The organism is Knoellia koreensis (assembly GCF_013041615.1).
Lineage (GTDB): Bacteria > Actinomycetota > Actinomycetes > Actinomycetales > Dermatophilaceae > Pedococcus > Pedococcus koreensis.
In genome coordinates this window covers 218,640-241,541 of sequence record NZ_JABEPQ010000003.1, presented here as the reverse complement: position 1 = coordinate 241,541, position 22,902 = coordinate 218,640, and the positions used below count along the sequence as shown (strand labels likewise).

Sequence of the window (22,902 nt, the reverse complement as noted above, 5' to 3'; positions counted from 1 at the left end):
CCGGGCCGACCATTGCCACCCACGCCGAACCGGGGTCCAATGTCGCCATGACGACGCTGTCACACGCCGTGGGCGAGACCGAACCAGCACTGCTCGAGCAGACGATCCCGGACAACCTCGACGCGACGGTGTCGCGGTTCGGGGACCGCGAGGCGCTCATCGACGTCCAGCAGGGCATTCGCTGGACGTATGCCGAGTTCGCCGGTGAGGTCGACCGCCTCGCCCGCGCGCTGCTCGCCGCCGGCGTCGAGAAGGGGGAGCGCGTCGGCATCTGGTCGCCCAACCGCGCCGAGTGGACGGTCGTGCAGTACGCGACGGCGAAGATCGGCGCGATCCTCGTCAACATCAACCCCGCCTACCGGACCCACGAGCTGGAGTACGTGCTCAAGCAGGCCGGCATCGCGCACGTCTTCCTGGCGCCGTCGTTCAAGACCAGCGACTACGTCGCCATGCTGGGGGAGGTGCGCGACTCGGGTGCGGTGCCGGACGTGCGGAACGCGTGGGTCTTCGGGCAGTCCTCGTGGGACGAGCTGCTCGTGCGTGCCGAGGAGGTCGGCAGCGAGTCGGTCGCCGAGGTCCAGCGAAGCCTCGACGCGAGCGAGCCGATCAATATCCAGTACACGTCGGGCACCACGGGATTCCCCAAGGGCGCGACGCTGTCGCACCGCAACATCCTCAACAATGGCTACTTCGTCGGCGAGATCTGTGGGTACACCGAGAACGACCGGATCAACATCCCGGTGCCCTTCTACCACTGCTTCGGCATGGTCATGGGCAACCTCGCGGCCACCACCCACGGCTCGGTCATGGTGATCCCGGCGCCGGGCTTCGACCCCGCCGCGACACTGCAGGCAACGTCCGACGAGAAGGTGACCAGCCTCTACGGCGTCCCCACGATGTTCATCGCCGAGTGGTCCCAACCCGACCTCGCGGCATACGACCTGACGTCGGTGCGCACCGGCATCATGGCCGGATCCCCTTGTCCCGCAACGATGATGAGCAAGCTCATCGACGCCGGGATCGACGAGATGACGATCTGCTACGGCATGACCGAGACGTCCCCGGTGTCGACGCAGACGCGGCGCGACGACTCGTTCGAGCGCAAGGTCGGCACGGTCGGGCGGGTCATGCCGCACCTCGAGATCAAGGTCGTCGACCCGGTGACCGGCGAGACCGTGCCGCACGGCACGCCGGGGGAGTTCTGCACCAAGGGCTACTCGGTGATGCTCGGCTACTGGGAGCAGCAGGACAAGACCGACGAGGTGCTCATCGACGGTTGGATGCACACCGGAGACATCGCGGTCATGGACGAGGACGGCTACGTGCAGATCACCGGTCGCATCAAGGACATGGTGATCCGCGGCGGCGAGAACATCTACCCGCGCGAGATCGAGGAGTTCCTCTACACGCACCCGGACGTCCTCGACGCCCAGGTGATCGGGGTGCCGGACGAGAAGTACGGCGAGGAGCTGTGCGCCTGGATCCGGATGCGTGAGGGCGCGGAGCCGCTCGATGCGGAGTCGGTGCGCGCGTTCGCGACCGGCAAGCTGGCGCACTACAAGATCCCGCGCTACGTCATGGTCGTCGACGAGTTCCCCATGACCGTGACGGGGAAGGTGCGCAAGGTCGAGATGCGCGAGAAGTCGGTCGCCGAGCTCGGCCTCTGACGGTGGGCGGGAATGGCTTGACGCGGCGGCGCGTTCCGAGGATAGTTGAAACTGAAACGATCTCAGGAGCGAGTCATGCCAGCAGTAACCGTCCCCGACCTGACCGTCCTGCCCCGCGTCCCCGCGGTGTCCTCCGCGGCGCAGCAGCGACCGGTCAAGGCGATCAGCACCGCGCCGGAAGGCTTTGAGGGAGAAGGGTTCCCGGTCAAGCGCGCCTTCGCCGGGGTGGACCTGCGTGACCTCGACCCCTTCATCCACATGGACGAGATGGGAGCCGTCGAGTACGCGCCGGGCGAGCCCAAGGGCACCCCGTGGCACCCGCACCGCGGCTTCGAGACCGTCACCTACATCATCGACGGCGTCTTCGACCACCAGGACTCCTACGGGGGCGGGGGCTCCATCACCAACGGCGACACCCAGTGGATGACGGCCGGCTCGGGCATCCTGCACATCGAGGCGCCGCCGGAGCACCTGGTCGTGAGCGGTGGGCTGTTCCACGGGTTCCAGCTGTGGGTCAACCTGCCCAGGGTCGACAAGCTCAAGCCGCCGGCCTACCAGGACCTGCGTTCGAGCGAGGTCGGCCTCGTCGCGTCGGCCGACGGCGGCTCGCTGCTGCGCGTCATCGCCGGCGAGGTGGGCGGCGTCTCCGGTCCCGGCGCGACGCACACGCCGATGGCCATGGTGCACGCGACCGTCGCCCCTGGCGGCGAGCTCGTGCTGCCGTGGCGCCGCGACTTCAACGCCCTCGTGTACGTCATGAGCGGCGACGGCTTCGTGGGTCCCGACCAGACCCCGGTCGGCCCGGGCCAGCTCGCCGTCTTTGGCGCCGGCGACGCGATCCGCATGTCGGCCGCGCAGACCCAGCAGGAGCGGTATGCCGCGGGGCTCGACGTCGTCGTGCTCGGCGGGCTGCCGATCCGCGAGCCCGTCGCCTGGGCCGGACCGTTCGTCATGAACACCAAGGCCGAGGTGGCCAAGGCGTTCGAGGACTTCCAGGCCGGACGGCTCGGTCAGCCCGTGCCGCACGGCGACGTGGGCGGCGCCACCGCCTGACCCCTCCGCACGTCCCGGCGATCGGGGGCGCAGGAGTGCCCCATTCGGCACCCTTGCGCCCCCCATTGCATTCAGGGATGCGATACGATACGGTGCGTATCGTAATGAAAGGAGGCGAGTTCCAGTGACCAACTCCACGACTCGCACCCGCGCGGCCGACCGCGCCAAGCGCTACCCCCACGACTACCTCCACAGCGACCGCCCCTACGCCGAGTCCCAGCGCGACATCGGCGGCGGCCTGTTCCTCGGAGCCATCACGCTCATCGCCCTGATGGCCCTGATCGTGTTCGGCCTCTTCTGAGGCGTATCCCCGCGACGCTGCAACCAGCGTCGGGCGACCCGCTTTCGGTCGCCGGCCACACGGCATACCTCGCGCCCGCCGTCCACCACCTGGGACGGCGGGCGCGACCGTGCTCACATCGACACGAGGCCGCGCCGCCGAACCAATAGGTTGTGACCGACACGCACCTTCCAACGACGGGAGCAGCTGTGCGCATCGGTGTCCCAGCAGAGTCCAAACCGGGTGAGACCCGGGTGGCCGCGACGCCCAAGACGGTCGAGCAGCTGCTCGCCCTGGGTTACGACGTGGCGGTCGAGCAGGGTGCGGGCGCGCAGTCCGCGTTCAGTGACGAGGCGTATGCCGCGGCCGGCGCCTCCGTGGTCGCCGGCCCCGATGCCTGGCGCAGCGACATCGTGCTCAAGGTCAACCCGCCGAGCGACGACGAGATCGCGCTGCTGCAGGCCGGCACGATGATCGCCTGCCTCATCTCGCCGGCCATCAACCCCGGCCTCGTCGAGCGGCTCACCGCAGCCGGCGTCACCGCGCTCGCGATGGACGCCGTGCCGCGCATCTCGCGCGCCCAGTCGCTCGACGTGCTGTCGTCGATGGCCAACATCGGGGGCTACCGCGCGGTGATCGAGGCCGCGAACGAGTACGGCGCGACCTTCGGCGGACAGGTGACGGCGGCCGGCAAGGTGGCCCCGGCGAACGTCCTCGTCGTGGGCGCGGGTGTCGCCGGGCTCGCGGCGATCGGCACCGCCGGAAGTCTGGGGTCGGTCGTGCGGGCGTTCGACGCCCGGCCGGAGGTGGCCGAACAGGTCGAGTCCATGGGGGCGCAGTTCCTGCGGATCGAGGGGCTCGAGGATGAGGGCCCCTCCGCGACCGGGTACGCCAAGGAGATGGGCGAGGACTTCAACCGCAAGGCCGCCGAGCTCTACGCCGAGCAGACCAAGGTCGCCGACATCGTCATCACGACCGCGCTGATCCCCGGCAAGCCGGCGCCGAGGCTGATCACCGAGGAGATGGTGGCGTCGATGAAGCCCGGGTCGGTGGTCGTCGACATGGCTGCGGCCAACGGCGGCAACGTCGCCGGGTCGCTGCCCGACGAGCGGGTGGTCACGCCGAACGGCGTCATCATCCTCGGCTACACCGACCTGCCCGGCCGGCTGCCGACCCAGGCCAGCCAACTCTACTCGACCAACCTCGTCAACCTCATGAAGCTGCTGACGCCCGGCAAGGACGGCCGGGTGGTGCTCGACCTCGAGGACCCCGTGCAGCGGGGCATGACGGTATGCCGCGACGGCGAGACCCTGTGGCCGCCACCACCGGTGGCGGTGAGTGCAGCACCGGCGCCGGCCGCTTCGGGTGCGGCCGCCGATTCTGCGCCGACCGGCGCCCCCGAGAAGCCGGAGAAGAAGCCGCGCGACCCGCGTGTGAAGTACGCCGTAATGGCGGTGGCGGCGCTGTTGTTCGCATTTGTCGCGGCCAACTCGCCGGCCGTCTTCCTCGGCCACTTCACGGTGTTCGCACTCGCGGTGATCGTCGGCTTCTACGTGATCTCCAACGTCGCGCACGCGCTGCACACGCCGCTGATGTCGGAGACCAACGCGATCAGCGGCATCATCCTCGTCGGCGCGATCCTCCAGGTGGGTAGCAGCAACACGGTGGTACAGGTCATCGCGTTCGTCGGCATCGTCATCGCGAGCATCAACATCTTCGGTGGGTTCGCGGTCACCGGCCGCATGCTCCAGATGTTCCGGAAGGACTGAGGCGACCACCATGGCAGGCACCGCGACCACGAACGTCGTCCAGGCGGCATACATCGTCTCCGCCGTCCTCTTCGTTCTCTCCCTCGCTGGCCTCTCGAAACACGAGAAGGCCAAGGAGGGCAACGCTTTTGGCGTCACCGGCATGGTCATCGCGCTGCTCGCGACGATCTGGCTCGCGGTGTCGCAGGCCCACAACGGCATCGTCACGCTGCTGCTGATCCTCGTCGCGATGGCGATCGGTGGCTCGATCGGGCTGTGGCGGGCGCGGGTCGTCGAGATGACCCAGATGCCCGAGCTCGTCGCGATGCTGCACTCGTTCGTCGGGTTGGCGGCGGTGCTGGTCGGGTTCAACTCCTTCGGCGAGTCCAGCGAGTTCACCGGGGGTCTCACGGTGCACCTCGTCGAGGTGTTCCTCGGGGTGTTCATCGGTGCCGTGACGTTCACCGGCTCGATCGTGGCGTTCCTCAAGCTGTCGGCGCGGATCAAGTCCTCGCCGCTGATGCTGCCGGCGCGACACTGGCTCAACCTGCTCGCGGTGATCGTGTCGCTGGTGCTGCTCGTGGTCTTCGTGCAGACCCACGCGCTGTGGCCACTGGCCCTGATGACGGTGGTTGCGCTGGCGTTCGGGTGGCACCTGGTCGCCTCGATCGGCGGCGGCGACATGCCAGTCGTGGTGTCGATGCTCAATTCGTACTCGGGCTGGGCGGCCGCCGCGGCGGGCTTCATGCTCGGCAACGACCTGCTCATCGTGACGGGCGCGCTCGTCGGGTCCTCCGGTGCGATCCTGAGCTACATCATGTGCAAGGCGATGAACCGGTCGTTCATCTCGGTCATCGCCGGCGGGTTCGGACAGGAGGTATCGCTCGGCGACGACAAGGACTACGGCGAGCACCGCGAGACCAACGCCGAGGATGTCGCGGAGCTGCTCAAGGACGCGAAATCCGTTGTCATCACACCGGGTTACGGCATGGCGGTGGCGCAGGCTCAGTACCCGGTCGCGGAGCTGACCTCGCAGCTGCGCAAGCGCGGGATCGACGTGAGGTTCGGCATCCACCCGGTCGCGGGGCGGCTGCCCGGGCACATGAACGTCCTGCTCGCCGAGGCCAAGGTCCCCTACGACATCGTCGAGGAGATGGACGAGATCAACGACGACTTCCCCGACACCGACGTGGTGCTCGTGATCGGCGCCAACGACACCGTCAACCCGGCCGCGTCGGAGGAGCCGACCAGCCCGATCGCCGGCATGCCGGTGCTCGAGGTGTGGAAGGCCAAGGACGTCGTCGTGTTCAAGCGCTCGATGGCGACCGGGTATGCCGGTGTGCAGAACCCCTTGTTCTTCAAGGACAACAGCCAAATGCTCTTCGGCGACGCCAAGGAACGCGTCGAGGACATCATCAAGGCGTTGTGAGTCCCACGGCACTTGCTTGCGTCTGCGAGTTTGCCCACCAGCGGGGCAAGTTCGCAGACGTTGCGGTATGCCGCTTGCTTGCGTCTGCGTTGTTGCCCACCAGCGGGGCGAACTCGCAGACGTTGTGGATGCTCAGCAGTTTCCACAGGGTGCATTGATTGGTTCTCATCATCCACACCCGCATGACGGGGGCCTGACCCTGACGCCCCAAACAGGCTTCACTCGGCCGGGTGACTGACGATGACGACCTCAGGGGACTTGCTGCGGACCTCGCTGGCGTCCTGCCGCTGCGAACACTCGCTCAGGCAGAAGTGCCAAGGCGGGTCCGTCGTGCGAACATCCGGGCGGGTCGATGGCGCACAGTCCCGCATCGTGGGGTGGTGACGCATAACGGACCGCTCACAGGGGAAGCGGCCCTCCGAGCTGCCCTGATCGAGGTCGGTCCGGGTGCACGCCTTGGTGGTGTGAGCGCCCTGGAGGTGGACGGGCTTCGCGGCTTCGAGGAGCCCGTGACGCACTTGTGGGTCCCCAAGGGGTTCCAGAAGGCGACGCCGCCAGCCACCCTGGGTACAAAGGGACGGCCAGGTTTAAGTGGCCTACAGATTCGCCTTCACGAAAGCCGTCGATGGTCGACGACCGACAGCACGGAGGTCGGCATCCCTCGTTCCACACGGGCCGTGGCCACGGTTCAGGCGGCCCTGTGGGCCCGGTCCACGCGGCAGGCAGCCCTGTGCCTCGTGATGCCGATTCAGCAGCGACTGGTTCGAGTGGGCGATGTGATCGAGGAGTTCGAGAAGGTTCGACGCCACGAGTTCCGGCGGGTCCTCAAGGCGGTGTTGGCGGACATCGCGGATGGAGCTCATTCGCTCAATGAGCTCGACTTCGCTCAGGAATGCCGTCTGCGTGGGTTGCCCGAACCGTCCCGTCAGCACGTGTGCCGTTTGAGCGGAGGGCGGGTCTACCTGGATGTGAGGTGGGACAAGTACGGAGTGGCCTTGGAGGTCAACGGTGCAGGGCACGAGGCGCTCGATGTCGCTCTGCGTGATGAGGTTCGCCTGATTGATCTACAGAGTGCTGGGGACGCGGCCATTCCGCTGTCCGTCCTCACCCTGCGCTGCGACCCGGACCCGTTCTTCGCGGCCCTGCGCCGGCTCCTGGTGGCGCGAGGTTGGCAGCCCTGACCACGCGGTATACCTCAACGTCTGCGAACTTGCCCCGCTGGTGGGCAAACTCGCAGACGCAAGCAAGCGCCTGGCTGCAGCGTCTGTGAACTTGCCCCGCTGGTGGGCAAACTCGCAGACGCAAGCAAGTGCGGCTGGCGTACCTCAGGTGCTGGTGAGGCTGGGGACCTCGCCTTCCTTGGCGCGGCCGGACAGGCGGCTGTTGCGGTAGCTGTAGGCGAAGTAGACGACGAACCCGAGCGCCATCCACACGAGGAAGCGCAGCCACGTCTCGATCGACAGGTTGAGCATGAGGTAGATCGACGCCAGCGCGGCCACGATCGGCAGCACTGGGGAGAACGGCACGGTGAACGCTCGCTTCAGGTCGGGGCGTCGGCGCCGCAGGATCGGCACGGCGATCGACACGAGCGTGAATGCCGCGAGGGTGCCGATGTTGACCATTTCCTCGAGGTCGATGTGGTTGCCGAGCCACGCCCCGATGAAGGCGACGATGAGGCCGACGACGAGCGTGATCCGCACCGGCGTGCCCGTCTTGGGGTTGGTGCGGCCGAAGGCCGGTGGCAGCAGCCAGTCGCGCGACATCGCGAACAGCACGCGAGTGGCGCCGATGATGAGCGTCATGACGACGGTGGTGAGACCGGCGACGGCACCGCAGGAGATCAAGGTGGCGTAGCCGCTCTTGCCCACATCCGTGAACGCGGTCGCGAGGGCTGCGTCGGGGTTGATCTTGTCGTACTTGACCATGCCGGTGATGACGAACGCGACGGCGACGTAGAGGATGGTGCAGATCACCAACGAGGCGATGATGCCGATCGGCAGGTCGCGCTGCGGCTTCTTGGCCTCCTCGGCGGTGGTCGCCACGACGTCGAAGCCGATGTAGGCGAAGAACACGATCGAGGCGCCGGTGAAGATGCCACCGAGCCCGTAGGTCGTCGGGGTGAAGCCGAACAGCCACTGGATCAGGGGCTGCCTGATGCCTTCACTCTGCTTTCCGGCGATGGCGTCAGGGATGAACGGCGTGTAGTTGGCGCTCTTGATATAGGCCAGGCCCGCGAAGATCACGAACAGCACGATGAACAGCTTGACCCCGACGAGCACCATGTTGACCCGCATCGACTCCTTGATGCCCCACGCGACGAGTGCGGTGAGGGCCGCAATCAGCAGAAACGCCAACAGGTTGAACTGCCCGCCGGGGTTGGAGTCACTCTTGGGGGCGAGCGCGTCGGGCAGGTTGATGCCCATGTCGGTGAGCAGCAGGTTGGCGTAGTGCGACCAGCCCTGCGACACCACGCCGGCTCCCAGCGCCAGCTCGAGCAGGAGGTCCCAGCCGATGATCCACGCGACGATCTCACCGAGCGAGGCGTAGGAGAACGTGTACGCCGACCCCGACACGGGCACGGTCGAGGCGAACTCGGCGTAGCAGAGCGCCGCCAGTCCACACACGACCGCCGCCACGACGAACGAGATCGCGATGGCCGGCCCGGCATACGCCTGCGCAGCCTTGCCGGTGAAGGTGAAGATGCCGGCGCCGATGATCACGCCGATGCCGAAGACGGTGAGGTCGAGCCAGCCCAGTGACTTCTTGAGGGCGAAGTCTGGTTCGTCGGTCTCGCGGATCGACTGCTCGATCGACTTGGTGCGCATCACGGACATGGGCGACCTCCGGGCTCTCCCGCAGCCGCCTCGGCGCGACTACGCACCCGCCAAACTAGCCCTAGTCATCCCCGACGTCGCGCCGTGGGCGGATCGGGATGGGGCCCGTGTCGGCGCTACGGTCACGCGCGCGCAGGTCGGGGGAGCGGTAGACCGAGCCGTCGTCGCCCGGTCCGTTCTGTCCGCCGAAGCGTGCGTCGTCCCACCCGGCATACGGATCAGGTATGCCGCGTGGCGGCCGTGGTGCCTCGCCGCCCCCGTGGCGGTGGTCGAAGTCCCTGTCGTCCCAACGGTCGTCGTGGTGCCACGTCGAGTCCGCGTCGTCAGGGTCGACCGAGTCACGGTCGGCCACGCCGAAGATCTCGGCGCAGATCGCGCGGTAGTTGTGGTCGGGCTGCGGCACCCAGTTGACCTCGCGCAGGGCCTGGTCCTGGCCGGCCGACTCCATGACGAACCGCCCATACCCCAGGATGCGACCCGGCACCGAGCGCTCGAAGGACATGTCGGTCACCTTCATCAGCGGCATCATCGACACCTTGCGCGTGATGAAGCCGTAGAAGAGCAGCAGCCGCTTGTCCGTGGCGACGAACCAGTCGTGCCGCCACTCCGCGAGGCGGTAGGCCATGCGCAGCACCAGCCCGAACCACAGCCACCACACCAGGGTGCTGAACCAGCCGAACGACGGGTCGACCTTGGTGTCCACCCACAGGGCGATGACGAGCCCGACGATGGCGGAGCCCACCGGCTCGGCGACCTTGCCCCAGTGCTGGTGCACCGCGGTGACCACCCGCTCGCCGTCGAGCAGGTAGCGGTCCAGCTCGGCGTGGTGGCGCTCCGGCAGCGGCACGGGACGTCCCGGCTAGCGTCGGCCGAGCAGCGCGTCGAAGAACGTGCCGATGCTGCGCACGCCGTCAGCGAGGATCGACCCGGAGGTCTTGAGGATGTCGGCCGCCTGCTCGGGGGAGACGATGATCGCGTAGACGGCGAACGCCAGGACGACCCACAGCAGGATCTTCTTGACGCGCTGCATGTCGGCTCCTCCGGGTCGGTGGGGCGTGCCGGGGCGACACACCTCAGTGGATCACTGTGCCCGACTGGGCGTGCCGGGCCGAGGAGGCGCGCCGCGCGGGTGTGGCTCGTAGGGTCGGTACATGGTGGACAACCGGGGTGAGCTGGCGGACGAGTACGACTTCGTCGTGGTGGGTTCCGGCGCGGGTGGCGGGCCGCTGGCCGCCAACCTCGCGCTGGCAGGGCACAGTGTGCTCGTCATCGAGGCGGGCGACGACCACACGTGCCCCTCCTACGAGATCCCGATCATGCAGGCGTACGCGAGCGAGGACCCCGATCTGGCGTGGGATTTCTATGTGCACCACTGGGACTCGCCGCAGCAGCAGGCTCGCGACCCCAAGGACGTGGCCGACCGTGGCGGTGTCCTCTACCCGCGTGGCAGCACGCTCGGCGGCAGCACCGCGATCAGCGCGATGGTGACGATCTACCCGCACGACAGCGACTGGCAGCGCCTCGCCGACCTCACGGGTGACCAGGGCTGGGCCCCGGCCCGCATGCGCGAGCTGTTCCGGCGCATGGAGGACTGGGAGGGCGTCGACCCCGAGCCGCTGCCGGGCGAGGACGAGCAGACCCGCGACGCCAAGGCGGCGCACGGGCACGAGGGCTGGCTCGGCACGACGCGGGCCAACCCGCAGATCGGCGGCCGCGAGCCGATGTTCCTCGACATCATCGGGGCGATGGAGCGCACCAGTCGCGACCGCTTCGGCATCCCCGAGGACGTGTCGCTGCCGCGCGACCCCAATGCGGCCGACACCCCCGGCGACTTCCAGGGGATGGCGTTCATCCCGGTGGCCGTGCGCAACGGTGCCCGCAACGGTGCGCGCGAGCGCGTGCTGCAGGCCCGGCGCGATGCACCCGCCGCCGGCGGGCGACTCGACATCGCGCTCAACCACCTCGCGACCCGCGTGGTGATGGAGGGCGCGACGGCCGTGGGCGTGGAGACCCTCGCGGCACCACGGGTGTATGCCGCCGTGCCCGGCGGTGCGACCGAGGCCGCCTCCCGAAGGTCGGACCCAGGGGAGCGTCGCACCTTTCGCGCGCGGCGTGAGGTCGTGCTGGCGGGCGGCGCCTTCAACACGCCGCAGCTGCTGAAGCTGTCGGGGATCGGGCCCGCGGACGAGCTGGCCGCGCAGGGCATCGACGTTGTGGGCGAGCTCCCGGGCGTGGGGGAGAACCTGCACGACCGCTACGAGGTGTCGGTGCTGAGCAAGGTCACCCGCGACTACCCGATCTTCGAGGGATCGGCGCTCGACGTGCCACCGGACGACGAGTCCGCCGACGACCTCTACCGCGAGTGGCGCGATGACCGTTTCGGGCCATACTCCACCAATGGTTCATTGGCAGCCATCATCGCGAAATCCTCTGTCTCCCAAGCAGACTCGGACCTCATCATTTTCTCACTGCCCAGCGACTTCCACGGCTACTACCCGGGATATGCCAAGGACGCGGTGCGCACGCACGACAACCTCTCGGTGCTGGTGCTCAAGGGCCACACCGGCAACCGGGCGGGGTCGGTGACGCTGCGCTCGACCGACCCGACCGACGTCCCCGAGATCGCCTTCCGCTACTTCGAGGAGGGCGCCGCGGGGTGGGAGGCCGACCTCGACGGAGTCGTCGACGGCATCGAGATCGCCCGCGACGTGGTGCGCCACCTCCAGGACGTCGAGGTCGACCACGAGGTGGTGCCGGGCGACGACGTGACGACCCGTGAGCAGCTGCGCCAGTTCGTGCGTGACGCGGCATGGGGACACCACGCGTGCGGCACCGCCAAGATCGGACGTGACGACGACCCGATGGCGGTGCTGGACGGGCAGTTCCGGGTGCGCGGCGTCGACCGGCTGCGGGTCGTCGACGCGAGCGTCTTCCCGGACATCCCGGGGTTCTTCATCGCCTCGGCCGTCTACCTCGTGGCCGAGAAGGCCAGCGCGGACCTGCTCGCCGACCACCCGGGGCCGGGAGGTGTGCCCTCTCAGACGACGCCGTAGAGGCGGTCGCCCGCGTCCCCGAGGCCGGGGACGATGTAGCCCTTTTCGTTGAGCTTCTCGTCGATCGCCCCGGTGACGAGGTGCACGGGGATGTCGAGTCCGGCGAGCTCGTCCTCGACGTACTTGATGCCCTCGGGCGCGGCCAGCAGCGTGACCGCGGTGATGTCGTCGGCACCGCGCTCGACGAGGTACTGGATCGACATGGCGAGCGTCCCGCCCGTCGCGAGCATCGGGTCGAGCACGTAGCACTGCCGGCCGGACAGGTCGTCGGGCAGCCGGTTCGCGTAGGTGATCGCCTCGAGCGTCTCCTCGTTGCGCTGCATGCCGAGGAACCCGACCTCGGCGCTCGGCAGCAGCCGCACCATGCCCTCGAGCATGCCCAGCCCGGCACGCAGGATCGGCACGATGAGCGGCTTGGGGTTGCTCAGCTTGATGCCCGTCGTCGGCGCGACCGGCGTCTCGATCTCGTAGGGCTCGACGCGCACGTCCCGCGTCGCCTCGTACGCGAGCAGCGTCACGAGCTCCTCGGCCAGCCGGCGGAAGGTGGGGCTGTCGGTCCGCTTGTCGCGCAGGTAGGTCAGCTTGTGCGTGATGAGCGGGTGGTCGGCAACGTGGACGCGCATAGGCGAAACTTAGCGCGTGACCTCCACCCGTGGCCCGCTGCCCGACCCCCGGTATGCCGCGTGGATGGGTCGTGCGCTGGAGCTCGCCGCCGAGGCGGCGGCGGATGGTGACGTGCCGGTGGGCGCGGTGGTCGTCTCACCGGAGGGTGAGGTGGTCGGGGAGGGGCGCAACCGCCGCGAGGCCGACGGCGACCCCACCGCCCACGCCGAGGTGGTCGCGCTGCGCCAGGCCGCGCGGCATACCGGCTCGTGGCGACTCGAGGGGCACACTCTGGTGGTGACGCTCGAACCCTGCCCCATGTGCGCCGGTGCGCTCCTGCTCGCCCGCGTGGGCCGGCTCGTGCTCGGCGCCTGGGACCCCAAGCTGGGGGCGACGGGGTCGGTGTGGGACATCGTGCGCGACCGTCGGGCCAACCACTTCGTCGAGGTGGTGGGGGACGTGCGGGCCGAGGAGGCGTCACAGGTCTTGTTGGACTTCTTTGCGGGACATAGGGATTCGGAGCCTGTGCTGTGAGTGGGGTCGTCGACTCGATCGTCAACACGGTGCTGTCGGCGCCGCCGTGGCTCGTCTACCTCATCGTGGCGCTGGTGGTGTTCGCCGAGGACGCGCTGTTCGTCGGGTTCGTGCTCCCGGGCGAGACCTTGGCCATCATCGGTGGCGTCACCGCGAGCATCGGGCACACCTCGTATCCCGTGGTGCTGGCCGTGGTGATCCTGTGCGCCGTCATCGGTGACTCGGTGGGGTACGAGATCGGGCGGCTGGCCGGCCCCAAGGTGCTGCAGCTCAAGATCCTGCAGAAGCGGATGAAGCGGATCGAGGGGGCGCAGGACTTCCTGCGACGGCGAGGCGGTTCGGCGGTGTTCCTCGCCCGGTGGACGGCGTTCCTGCGCGCGGTGATGCCGGCGCTGGCGGGGCTGTCGCGGATGCCGTACCGGACGTTCCTGCCGTGGAACGCGCTCGGCGGGATCGCGTGGGGCACCGCCGTGGTGACGGCCGGCTACCTCGCCGGGCACTCCTACCAGCGGGTGGAGAAGTGGTTCGGCACCGGCGCAGCCGTGCTGCTCGCGGTGATCGTGGTCGTCGCGCTGGCGGTGTGGGCGGTGCGGCGGCGTCGCGTCGAGCACCGTGACGACACCGCGGCAAGCACTGGGCGGAAGGCTTCGGACCCGGCCCGCGATGACGGCAGCAGCGCCGGTCCGGCCTGAGTCGGGCCCGAGCGTCAGGCCGCGGCGGTCTCCGTTGCGGTCTCCGGCTCGGGTGCAGGCGTGGCCTGGTCGGCGCGTACCTGCGGCATGAACACGCCCGCCGCGACGGTGAGCAGGGCGGCGATGGCGACGGCGACGAAGACCGCGGCGCCAGCGTCGGTGGCGGTTGCCGGGTCGGTCTCGGGACGGCCCGAGGCGGAGATGACCCCGTTGGCGACCGCACCGAAGATCGCGGCACCGACCGCGCTGCCGATCGAGCGGGCGAACATGTTCGTGCCGGTGGCGACACCACGCTCGGCCCAGCCGACACTCGCCTGGGCGGCGATGAGCGACGGGGACGCGACGAGACCAAGGCCGAGGCCCGTCACGAACGACGCGGCGGCCACGACGGCGACCGACGGGTGTTGGGCGAGCAGTGCGAGGGCGCCGGTGCCCACCACGGTGAGCGCGAGACCGATGAGCACCGTGGGACGAAAGCCCAGGCGCAGGTAGAACAACCGTCCTGACAGGGTGGCCGAGATCGGCCAGCCGATGGTGAGGGCTGCGAGTGCGAGTCCGGCGGTGAGGGGCTCGACGCCGAGCGAGTTCTCGAGGTAGGTCGGGACGAACGACGTGAGCCCGATGAGGATCACGCCGACGCCCAGGGCGAGCAGGGTGGTGGTCGCGAGGAGCCGCCGGGAGAACACCCACAGCGGCAGCACCGGCTCGGCGGCGCGGCGCTCCACCAGACCGAACACGGCGAGCAGCACCAGGCCGGCGACGAAGATGCCGATCGAGACTGGTGACGTCCAGGCCCACGCCTGGCCGCCCTCGAGGACGCCGAGGATCAGCAGGGTCATGGCGGTGGTGAGCAGCACCGACCCGAGGTAGTCGATGCGGTGCTCGCGACGCTGCACCCGCTCCTGGAAGTTGCGCAGGATGAGGACCGCGGCGACGAGCGTGAGTGGGACGTTGACGAAGAAGATCCAGCGCCAGATGCCCAGCTGGGAGAAGATGCCGCCGAGCGTCGGCCCGACGACCGAGGAGACGGCCCAGACGGAGGCGATGTAGCCCTGTACCCGGGCGCGCTCGGCGACCGTGTAGATGTCACCGGCGATGGTCATGGAGATGGGCTGGACCGCGCCGGCGCCGAGGCCCTGGATGGCGCGGAACGCGATGAGCGCCGGCATGCTCCACGCGAAGCCGCACAGGAGCGAGCCGACGAGGAAGAGGCCGATGCCGAGCAGCATGAGCGGCTTGCGGCCGAAGACGTCGGCCAGCTTGGCGTAGACCGGCACGGAGACGGCCTGGGCCAGCAGGTAGACCGAGAACAGCCACGGGAACTGGGCGAACCCGCCCAGGTCCCTGACCACCGATGGCACCGCGGTCGCGAGGATCGTCGCGTCGATCGCGATGAGCCCGGTAGACACCATGAGCGCCAGCAGCACCGGGCCACGTTCGGATCGAAGGCCGATGGCAGCGTGGGGAGCAGGAGTCACGTCTAGGGACAAGGCTGCGGCGGGGGCTGGCATTCCCGGCATTCCGCCATCCGGGCGCTCTCAGCACGTGTTCACCGCCCCGTTGCCTGCCGGTGCGGGTGGTGTTCACCCCGGTCGGGCAGAACCGACGTGGTCAGCCCGCCCCCACCGTCCCCAGGAGGACCCATGCGACCCACCTGTGCCCTCGCGCTCGCCGCGACCCTCGCGGCAGTCGGCGCCACCACGCTCGCCAGCCCCGCGGCATACGCGGCGGACGGTCAGGACAAGCCCGGTCACGAGACGTTCGCCGTCATCGGTGACGTGCCCTATGGCGCCGCGCAGATCGAGGCGTTCCCGCGCTGGATCGACCAGATCAACGCCGACCCCGACGTGTCGACCGTCTTCCACGTCGGTGACATCAAGAACGGGTCCACGCGGTGCGACGACGCCTACTACCGGATGATCCGCACCCAGTTCGACCGGTTCACCGACCCGCTGGTCTACACGCCGGGCGACAACGAGTGGACCGACTGCCACCGCGCCAACAACGGCTCGTACAACCCGTTGGAGCGGTTGGCCTTCGACCGTTCGGTGTTCTTCGACCGCCCCGGCGTGACCCTGGGCCGCAAGGCGACGGTGACGGTGCCGAACGCCGCCTTCCCGGAGAACGTGATGCTGCGCCGCGACGGCGTGACCTTCGGGATGCTGCACGTCGTCGGCTCGAACAACGACCTGGCGCCCTGGACTGGCATCGGGAACACGACGGCGACACCCGAGCAGGTCACTGAGGAGCAGGCGCGGATGGACGCGTCGATTGCGTTGGTGCGCAAGGCGTTTGCGGATGCCCGGCAGCGCAACGACCGGGCCGTGGTGCTGATGCAGCAGGCTGACATGTTCGACCCGACGTATGTGCCGAAGGAGTCGGACATCTCGGCGTTCCGACCGCTGGTGCAGGCGCTGGTCGACGAGACGAACGCGTTCGACGGAGAGGTCTACCTCGTCAACGGCGACTCGCACATCTACAACTCGGATCGTCCGCTGGCGCCCGGGTCGGTGTGGCTGTCGCGCTATGGCGTGACCGGTTCGGCGGCCGGGTTGGAGCGGATCACGGTCGACGGGTCGGACAACAACAAGGACTGGCTCAAGGTCACGGTGAACCGGCCGGGCGCCGACCGGGTGCTCAGCTGGGAGCGCATCCCGTATGCCGGGTAGTCGCCTCCGCGCGTAGCGCGCGTGGCTGGCTCGGGTGCCATCCGGGGCGATTTCGGCCGGGGGTGGGTGCTCGGGTAACCTGCTCCGCGGTGGCGTGTCCGAGCGGCCTAAGGAGAACGCCTCGAAAGCGTTTGTGGGCGGAAGTCCACCGAGGGTTCAAATCCCTCCGCCACCGCCAACTGAACGAGGACCCCGACACGCTTTTCGTCGGGGTCCTCGTTCAGTTGTTGCTTGGGCATGTGGGATTTGTGGAGGAACCCCTCGGCGCGAAGCGCCCCGGCGTGACGGCTCCCTCCGCCACCCGGCGAGCGACGCACCCAACCCAGCCCCGCGGCATACCGACTCGTTGCCGAGCACACGGCGTGTGGGCCCGGTTTCGACGCCGGATGCCGAGCGATCGGCAACGAGTGGGTAAGGGTGTGCGTCAGGCGGGGCCGGGGTCGAGGTAGGCGTGCACGAGCGGCACGACCGACGAGCCCTCGCCGGCGGCGGCGGCGACCCGCTTCATCGACCCTGCGCGGATGTCCCCGGCGGCGAACACCCCGGGCAGCGTCGTGGCCAGGTTGGCCGGAGGTAGGCCGTCGACCCAGGCGTCGGGGGCGACGTCGCGGCCCGTCAGGACGAACCCGCGGGCGTCCCGGGCCACGGTGCCTGGCAGCCAGTCGCAGTGGGGCTCGGCACCGAGCAGGAGGAACAGGGCGCCCACGCCCTGGCGGGTGACCTCGCCGGTCGTGGTGTCGCGGACGTCGACCCACTCGAGCTGGCCGTCGCCACCGGCCTCGCACACCTCGGCCCGGGTCTGCACGGTGATGCGCGGGTTGAACTCGATCTCGCCGATGAGGTACTGCGACATGGTCGCCTCCAGCCCGTCGCGGCGGACCATGATCGTCACGGACTTGGCGAACCTTGACAGGTGGATCGCGCATTGCCCGGCCGAGTTGCCGCCGCCGACGACGATGACGTCCTGCCCCTCGGTCTCGCGGGCAGCGCTCATGGCCGAGCCGTACCAGACGCCGCGGCCGGTGAACTCCTCGACGCTGTCGACCCCGAGCCGCCGGTAGGCGACGCCGGTCGAGATGACGACTGACCGCGCGTGGACGTCACCGCCGTCGGTCCGGACAACGTGGTGTTCGCCGTCCTCGCACGCCTCGAGCGCGTTGACCTCCCAGCCGGTGAAGAACCGCGTGCCGAACCGGATCGCCTGGCTGCGGGCCCGCTGCGCCAGCCTCATGCCGGAGATCCCGCGCGGGAAGCCGAGGTAGTTGCGGATCATGGAGCTCGTCCCAGCCTGTCCTCCGATGGCGTCGGACTCGACGACGATGGTGCTCAACCCTTCCGAGGACCCGTAGACGGCGGCGGCGAGACCGGCAGGGCCGGCGCCGATGATGCACAGGTCGACCACCGTGTCGACGGACACCTCGTCGGGTCGGCCGGTGAGCAGGGCCGCGACCTCGCGTGCCGAGGCCGGCGCGTGCACCTCACCGCTGCCGACGACCTCGACGAGCGGAAAGCGCACGGGCCCGTCGAACCGGGCGATGACGTCCTGCCCCACCTCTGAGTCGGGTGAGTAGGTGCGGGTCGGCATGCCGATACGGCCGACCAGCTCCTGGATCTCCGATGTCACGCGGTCTCGGCCCGGCGAGACGATGCGCAGGGTCTCGATGACTGGTGCGGCCACGGTGGAGCCCCAGTCGGACAGGAGCTCGGTGAGGGCGGTGTGGAACTCCTCGTCGCGCACGCCGCGGGGCATGAGCAGCATGGCGTCGAACTTGCCCTTGGCGAGTCCGGGCCGCAGCTTGGCGGAGTCCTCGCGGAACGTCTCCCACGGCGACACCACGACGCGGCGGGCCGTGGGCACGATGGCTCGCAGGTCGTGAAAAGCCTTGAGGGTCATGGTGTCCGGCAACCGCGACTCCGCGACGTAGAGCGCCACCGGCACGCCCTCGCTCTTGAGCCGCCGGCTGATCTCGAGCGCACCCTCGGCACTCCGGGTCGAGTGGAGCGCGTAGTCCCTCGTGTAGCGGCCGAGCTCGTCGAGGAGGAAGTCGGCGTGGTTGGGCGAGGCGATGACGATCGCGGGCTTCATGCGACCAGTATCAGCGCCGGTGTCCGATTGGTCACCTGCGTTCCGCGGGCGGCGAGATGGGGCAGCTGGGTGGGCGCGCGGCATACGCCGCAGGGAGTATGCCGTGTTGCCGCCGCCGGGTGACGCGGCGCCGGCGGCGTCGTCCCTACGCTGAGGGGATGCACGCGCCCGACTACCCGCGCCCGTGGGGTCCGCCGTGGGCCTGGGGCGAGCGCGGTCCCGGTGCCGGGCGGCCGGGCCCTCCGCCTGCGCTGCGGTGGGTCGTCGCTGTCGTCGTGCTCGTGGTGCAGCTCGGCGGCACGCGAGGTGCCGCGCACTGGCAGCCGGGCAGCCGCCCGTTGAGCCTCATCGGGGTCCTGCTGCTGCTCGTCGCGCCGGTCGCGATCGTCGTGGCCCGGAGGGCGCCGAGGGCAGCCATGGCGGCGACAGCCGCGGCGGTGGCGACCTACCTGGCTCTCGCGTTCCCGTACGGCCCGGTCTTCGTCGGGCTGGCGGTGATGCTGGTGGCCACGGTGGTGCGTGGGCACCGGCTGGTGGCGTGGGCCGGTGCTGCGCTGGTCCTGGTGGGCAACCTCGTGGGCCGGCTGACGTGGTTCGACACGTTGTCGTGGAACTCGATCGGAGGGACCGTCGCGTGGACCGTGGTGGTGCTGTCTCTGGCGGAGGTGTTCCGCGGCTGGCGCGAACGGGTCGCCGCCGCGCGCGCCGCGGCCATGGAGTCCAGGCGTCGTCGCGCGGGGGAGGAGCGGCTGCGGATCGCCCAGGAGCTGCACGACGTCGTCGCCCACCACATGTCCCTCATCAACGTCCAGGCCGGGGTCGCCCTGCACCTGGCCCAGCGCAACCAGACCGAGCAGGTCGAGCCGGCGCTGCAGGCCATCAAGGACTCGAGCAAGGAGGCGCTGGGGGAGCTGCGTTCGCTCATCGACGTGCTGCGCACCGAGGACGGGCCCGCCCCGCGGTCGCCCGGCGCGACCATCGCCGCCCTCGACGACATCGTGGACCGCAGCCGGCTGGCCGGACTCGAGGTCACCAAGACCGTCACCGGGCTGTCGCGGCCACTGCCCGCCGCGGTCGAGCTCGCGGCCTACCGCATCGTGCAGGAGGCCATCACCAACGTCGTGCGGCACGCCCACGCCAGGTCCGCCGATGTCGTCCTCGGCTACGGTGAAGAGGTGCTGACCATCAGCGTCGACGACGACGGCACCGGCGGCCCCTCGGTCGAGAACCTCAAGCGGGGTAACGGAATTCACGGCATGACCGAGCGGGCCAGAGCCCTCGGAGGCGACCTCGAGCTCAGGCGTTCGGCGCGCGGTGGGCTGCGCGTGACGGCTCGCATCCCCACCGGTGGTGCCGCGTGATCCGGGTGGTGCTGGCCGACGACCAGGCGCTCCTGCGTGCGGGCCTGCGAGCCCTGCTCGACGCCGAGGACGACATCGAGGTGGTCGGAGAGGCGTCGGACGGCGCCGAGGCCGTCGAGCTGGTGCGCGAGACAGCTCCCGACGTGGTCCTCATGGACATCCGTATGCCGGGCACGGACGGACTGGAGGCCACGCGCCGCATCGTCGCCGCCCCCGAGCTGGCCGGGACCCGGGTGGTGGTCCTGACGACGTTCGACTTGGACGAGTACGTCTTCGAGGCCGTGCGCATCGGCGCCAGCGGCTTCCTCGTCAAGGACACCGAACCGGCCGAGCTGGTGCGCGCCGTCCGGGCGGTTGCCGGCGGAGACGCGCTGCTGAGCCCGGGCGTCACGCGCCGACTGATCGGAGAGTTCGCCAACCGCAGCCGCGGCACGAATGCACCTGCAGTGCAAGAGCTCTCACGCCTCACCGAGCGGGAGCGCGAGATCGTCGCGCTCGTCGGGGAGGGGTTGTCCAACGACGAGATCGCCGAACGCCTCGTCGTCAGCCCAGCGACCGCGAAGACCCACGTGAGCCGGGCCATGGTCAAGCTCCACGTCCGTGACCGGGCCCAGCTGGTCGTGCTGGCCTACGAGAGCGGCCTCGTCCGGCCCGGCTGGTCGGGCGACTGAGCCTCGCGCCGCAGGCTGGGCCACGCGGCATACTCCGTCGGGCGCAACGGAACTGACGCCTGCGGTGGGATTCGCGGGCGGGCCGCGCGGCGAAGCATGGGTGACACCAACCGACCGGTGACAAGCAGCCGGTCCGATCAAGGAGTCACCATGTTGACCACCATCACCACAGCCATCGCGGCCCACGACCGCTGGGACGGTCCCGGCCCGTGGTGGCCGATCTTCCCCTTCCTGTGGCTGCTGTTCATCGTCGCGGTCTTTGCCACGTTCGGCTTCTTCGGGCGTCGTCGTTGGGGTCGCTACCACGCGCAGAGCGCCCAGCGGGCCGGTGAGGCACGGCTGGCCGAGCGCTACGCGGCCGGCGAGATCGACGAGCAGGAGTACGAGCGTCGCCTGACGACGCTGAAGCGGATGGGGCCGGCGTGAGCACCGACGCCGTCATCTCGGCTGAGGCGCTGACCAAGCGCTACGGCTCGGTCGTCGCGGTGGACGGTGTCGACCTCACCGTCCGCCGTGGCGAGGCGTTCGGCTTCCTCGGCCCCAACGGCGCCGGGAAGACCACCACGCTGCGCATGCTGCTAGGGCTGGTGCGCCCGAGCAGTGGCCGGGCCAGCATCCTCGGTCGTCCGCCGGGGGACCCGGATGCGTTGCGGCGCACCGGATCCCTGATCGAGGGGCCGGGCTTCTACCCCTACCTCTCGGGGCGCACCAATCTCGAGCTCATGGCCAGGTATGCCGCAGTGCCGGCCTCCAGGGTCATGCCGGCCCTCGAGGCGGTCGACCTGGCCGGTCGGGCCGGCGACAGGTTCGGCTCCTACTCCCTCGGCATGAAGCAGCGTCTGGGGGTCGCGGCCGCCCTGCTCAAGGACCCCGAGCTGGTGATCCTCGACGAGCCGACGAACGGCCTTGACCCGCAAGGGATGCGTGACATGCGCGCGCTCATCGCCGATCTGGGCGACCAGGGGCGGACGGTCATCCTGTCGAGCCACCTCATGCAGGAGGTGCAGGCCGTCTGCCAGCGCGTGGCGGTGATCGACCACGGGCACATCGTCACGGTGGGCACCGTGGAGGAGCTCCGCGGGCAGCCGGACCTCGAGGTGCGGGCCACGCCCTCCGACACCGCCCTGGCGACCCTGCGCGCACTGTCCTACGTCGAGTCCGTGCGTCCCGACGGCGGTCACCTGGTCGTCACCGTGCCCACCCGGCACACCGCGGACGTCACCCGCGAGCTCGTGGCCGCCGGTGTCGCCGTCACCGGGTTGCGACGTACCGAGCGCCAGCTCGAGGACGTCTTCTTCGACCTCACCAGCCAGTCCGGCAGCGCTTCCGACGCCACCCAGGAGCCTTCCCATGTCTGACAACTCCGCCACCTCCATGGTCGCGATGACCCGTGCCGAGCTCACCAAGCTGGTCCGCCGACCGGCCTCGTGGGTGCTGCTCGCCTCAGCGGTCACGCTCAGCCAGGTCTTCGGATACGTGATCCCCTACCTGTCCTACCGCAGTGGACCGGGCGCTCCCATGACCGACGGCCAGACCCCCGAACAGCTTCTCGCCGGCACGCTCCCCGCGGAGGTGGTCACCAACACCACGAGCGCGTTCCCCGTCTTCGCCGGGGCGCTGGCCCTCGTCCTGGGCGCCCTGGTCAGTGGCACCGAGTTCACCGGAGACACGGTCAAGACGCTGTTCACGCAGGGACCCCGGCGGTCCGCCGTCTTCGGCGCGCAGGTGGTGGCTCTGGTCGTCGCCACGGGGGTGGGCGTGCTGGTGCTCTTCGCGACGTGCGCGGCCTCCGGTGCCGGCATCGCCTTGGCCGAGGGCCAGCCGATGGACTGGCCCACTCTCGGTGCGCTTGCCTCCGGGCTCGGCAGCGGGTGGCTCGTCATGGCGATGTGGGCGACGATCGGGGCCGCGCTGGGCGTCCTGCTGCGGTCGGTGGCCCTGCCCATCGGGCTGGGTGTCGTGTGGATCCTCGGCATCGAGAACCTCATCTCCGCAGTGGCCGGCACCTCGCTCGAGGCGCTGAAGCCATTGCGGGACGTGCTCCCCGGGGTCAACGCCGGGTCGCTCATCGTGTCAGTGATCCCGGCCCAGACGGGTCCGCTGCCGCCCGGTGTCCAGGACGCCGTCGGTGGCGGCCGGGGACTGGTGACGGTCGCGGCATACGTCCTCGTGGCGGCGGTCGCGATGGTGGCGGTCGTGCGGCGTCGCGACGTCGCCTGAGG

Annotated in this window: 21 protein-coding genes and 1 tRNA gene; 16 read left to right on the top strand and 6 right to left on the bottom strand. The window is 69.6% G+C overall.

The window, feature by feature from the left end; genetic code table 11:
• The first annotated feature begins 47 nt into the window (after positions 1–47).
• From HJG52_RS14730 to HJG52_RS14705, 6 genes are all read left to right on the top strand, one after another.
• A complete protein-coding gene (locus HJG52_RS14730; protein ID WP_171244376.1) occupies positions 48–1,667 on the top strand; it encodes an AMP-binding protein in 1,620 nt (539 codons plus the stop codon).
• Between the two features lie 75 nt (positions 1,668–1,742).
• On the top strand, positions 1,743–2,720 hold the full coding sequence (locus HJG52_RS14725) for a pirin family protein (RefSeq protein ID WP_171244375.1): 978 nt from the start codon (positions 1,743–1,745) through the stop codon (positions 2,718–2,720).
• A 124-nt stretch (positions 2,721–2,844) separates the two neighbouring features.
• Positions 2,845–3,021: a hypothetical protein gene (locus tag HJG52_RS14720; protein WP_171244374.1), complete on the top strand. Its 177-nt coding sequence runs from the start codon at positions 2,845–2,847 to the stop codon at positions 3,019–3,021.
• Between the two features lie 188 nt (positions 3,022–3,209).
• The gene (locus tag HJG52_RS14715; protein ID WP_171244373.1) at positions 3,210–4,769 is read left to right on the top strand and encodes a Re/Si-specific NAD(P)(+) transhydrogenase subunit alpha; all 1,560 of its coding nucleotides are present in this window, start codon (positions 3,210–3,212) and stop codon (positions 4,767–4,769) included.
• Between the two features lie 10 nt (positions 4,770–4,779).
• Entirely contained in the window at positions 4,780–6,177 is a 1,398-nt protein-coding gene (pntB, locus tag HJG52_RS14710) for a Re/Si-specific NAD(P)(+) transhydrogenase subunit beta (RefSeq protein WP_171244372.1), read from the top strand.
• Positions 6,178–6,641: 464 nt separating this feature from the next.
• Positions 6,642–7,358, top strand: a complete 717-nt coding sequence (locus tag HJG52_RS14705) for a hypothetical protein (RefSeq protein WP_171244371.1) — start codon at positions 6,642–6,644, stop codon at positions 7,356–7,358.
• A gap of 144 nt (positions 7,359–7,502) precedes the next feature.
• Here HJG52_RS14705 and HJG52_RS14700 read toward each other — a convergent pair whose 3' ends face one another.
• The 3 genes from HJG52_RS14700 to HJG52_RS14690 all read right to left on the bottom strand — a co-directional run bounded on the left by HJG52_RS14700 (position 7,503) and on the right by HJG52_RS14690 (position 10,041).
• The gene (locus HJG52_RS14700) at positions 7,503–9,011 is read right to left on the bottom strand and encodes an APC family permease (protein ID WP_171244370.1); all 1,509 of its coding nucleotides are present in this window, start codon (positions 9,009–9,011) and stop codon (positions 7,503–7,505) included.
• A 61-nt stretch (positions 9,012–9,072) separates the two neighbouring features.
• A complete protein-coding gene (locus tag HJG52_RS14695) occupies positions 9,073–9,858 on the bottom strand; it encodes a PH domain-containing protein (protein WP_171244369.1) in 786 nt (261 codons plus the stop codon).
• 12 nt (positions 9,859–9,870) lie between these two features.
• On the bottom strand, positions 9,871–10,041 hold the full coding sequence (locus HJG52_RS14690) for a hypothetical protein (protein WP_171244368.1): 171 nt from the start codon (positions 10,039–10,041) through the stop codon (positions 9,871–9,873).
• Positions 10,042–10,162: 121 nt separating this feature from the next.
• Here HJG52_RS14690 and HJG52_RS14685 point away from each other — a divergent pair, with 121 nt between their 5' ends.
• Positions 10,163–12,064 carry a GMC family oxidoreductase gene (locus HJG52_RS14685; protein ID WP_171244367.1) on the top strand — a complete coding sequence of 634 codons (1,902 nt, stop codon included), beginning with the start codon at positions 10,163–10,165 and terminating at the stop codon, positions 12,062–12,064.
• Here the strand turns inward: HJG52_RS14685 and upp are convergent.
• Entirely contained in the window at positions 12,049–12,687 is a 639-nt protein-coding gene (gene upp, locus HJG52_RS14680; protein ID WP_171244366.1) for a uracil phosphoribosyltransferase, read from the bottom strand. The two genes, HJG52_RS14685 and upp, sit on opposite strands and share 16 nt — an antisense overlap.
• Before the next feature lie 64 nt (positions 12,688–12,751).
• Between upp and HJG52_RS14675 the strand changes: the two genes are divergently transcribed.
• Positions 12,752–13,201 carry a nucleoside deaminase gene (locus HJG52_RS14675; RefSeq protein WP_171244561.1) on the top strand — a complete coding sequence of 150 codons (450 nt, stop codon included), beginning with the start codon at positions 12,752–12,754 and terminating at the stop codon, positions 13,199–13,201.
• Positions 13,198–13,893 (top strand): VTT domain-containing protein, encoded by a 696-nt coding sequence (locus tag HJG52_RS14670; protein WP_171244365.1) that lies wholly within the window; start codon positions 13,198–13,200, stop codon positions 13,891–13,893. Before HJG52_RS14675 ends, HJG52_RS14670 begins: the two co-directional genes overlap by 4 nt.
• Before the next feature lie 14 nt (positions 13,894–13,907).
• Here HJG52_RS14670 and HJG52_RS14665 read toward each other — a convergent pair whose 3' ends face one another.
• Positions 13,908–15,404 (bottom strand): MDR family MFS transporter, encoded by a 1,497-nt coding sequence (locus HJG52_RS14665; RefSeq protein ID WP_171244364.1) that lies wholly within the window; start codon positions 15,402–15,404, stop codon positions 13,908–13,910.
• Positions 15,405–15,536: 132 nt separating this feature from the next.
• Between HJG52_RS14665 and HJG52_RS14660 the strand changes: the two genes are divergently transcribed.
• Positions 15,537–16,562: a metallophosphoesterase family protein gene (locus HJG52_RS14660; protein WP_171244363.1), complete on the top strand. Its 1,026-nt coding sequence runs from the start codon at positions 15,537–15,539 to the stop codon at positions 16,560–16,562.
• 88 nt (positions 16,563–16,650) lie between these two features.
• Positions 16,651–16,740, top strand: a tRNA-Ser gene (locus HJG52_RS14655).
• Positions 16,741–16,986: 246 nt separating this feature from the next.
• Here HJG52_RS14655 and HJG52_RS14650 read toward each other — a convergent pair.
• Positions 16,987–18,648, bottom strand: coding sequence for an NAD(P)/FAD-dependent oxidoreductase (locus tag HJG52_RS14650; RefSeq protein WP_171244362.1), 1,662 nt, complete (start codon positions 18,646–18,648; stop codon positions 16,987–16,989).
• A gap of 158 nt (positions 18,649–18,806) precedes the next feature.
• Between HJG52_RS14650 and HJG52_RS14645 the strand changes: the two genes are divergently transcribed.
• From HJG52_RS14645 to HJG52_RS14625, 5 genes are all read left to right on the top strand, one after another.
• On the top strand, positions 18,807–20,009 hold the full coding sequence (locus tag HJG52_RS14645) for a sensor histidine kinase (protein ID WP_206070850.1): 1,203 nt from the start codon (positions 18,807–18,809) through the stop codon (positions 20,007–20,009).
• On the top strand, positions 20,006–20,680 hold the full coding sequence (locus tag HJG52_RS14640; RefSeq protein ID WP_171244361.1) for a response regulator: 675 nt from the start codon (positions 20,006–20,008) through the stop codon (positions 20,678–20,680). Before HJG52_RS14645 ends, HJG52_RS14640 begins: the two co-directional genes overlap by 4 nt.
• A 150-nt stretch (positions 20,681–20,830) precedes the next feature.
• Complete coding sequence (locus HJG52_RS14635) at positions 20,831–21,106, top strand: SHOCT domain-containing protein (RefSeq protein WP_171244360.1); 276 nt, start codon at positions 20,831–20,833, stop codon at positions 21,104–21,106.
• Positions 21,103–22,038, top strand: a complete 936-nt coding sequence (locus HJG52_RS14630) for an ATP-binding cassette domain-containing protein (protein ID WP_171244359.1) — start codon at positions 21,103–21,105, stop codon at positions 22,036–22,038. Before HJG52_RS14635 ends, HJG52_RS14630 begins: the two co-directional genes overlap by 4 nt.
• A complete protein-coding gene (locus tag HJG52_RS14625) occupies positions 22,031–22,900 on the top strand; it encodes an ABC transporter permease (RefSeq protein ID WP_206070848.1) in 870 nt (289 codons plus the stop codon). The genes HJG52_RS14630 and HJG52_RS14625 overlap by 8 nt, the downstream gene beginning before the upstream one ends.
• The last annotated feature ends 2 nt before the right edge of the window (positions 22,901–22,902 follow it).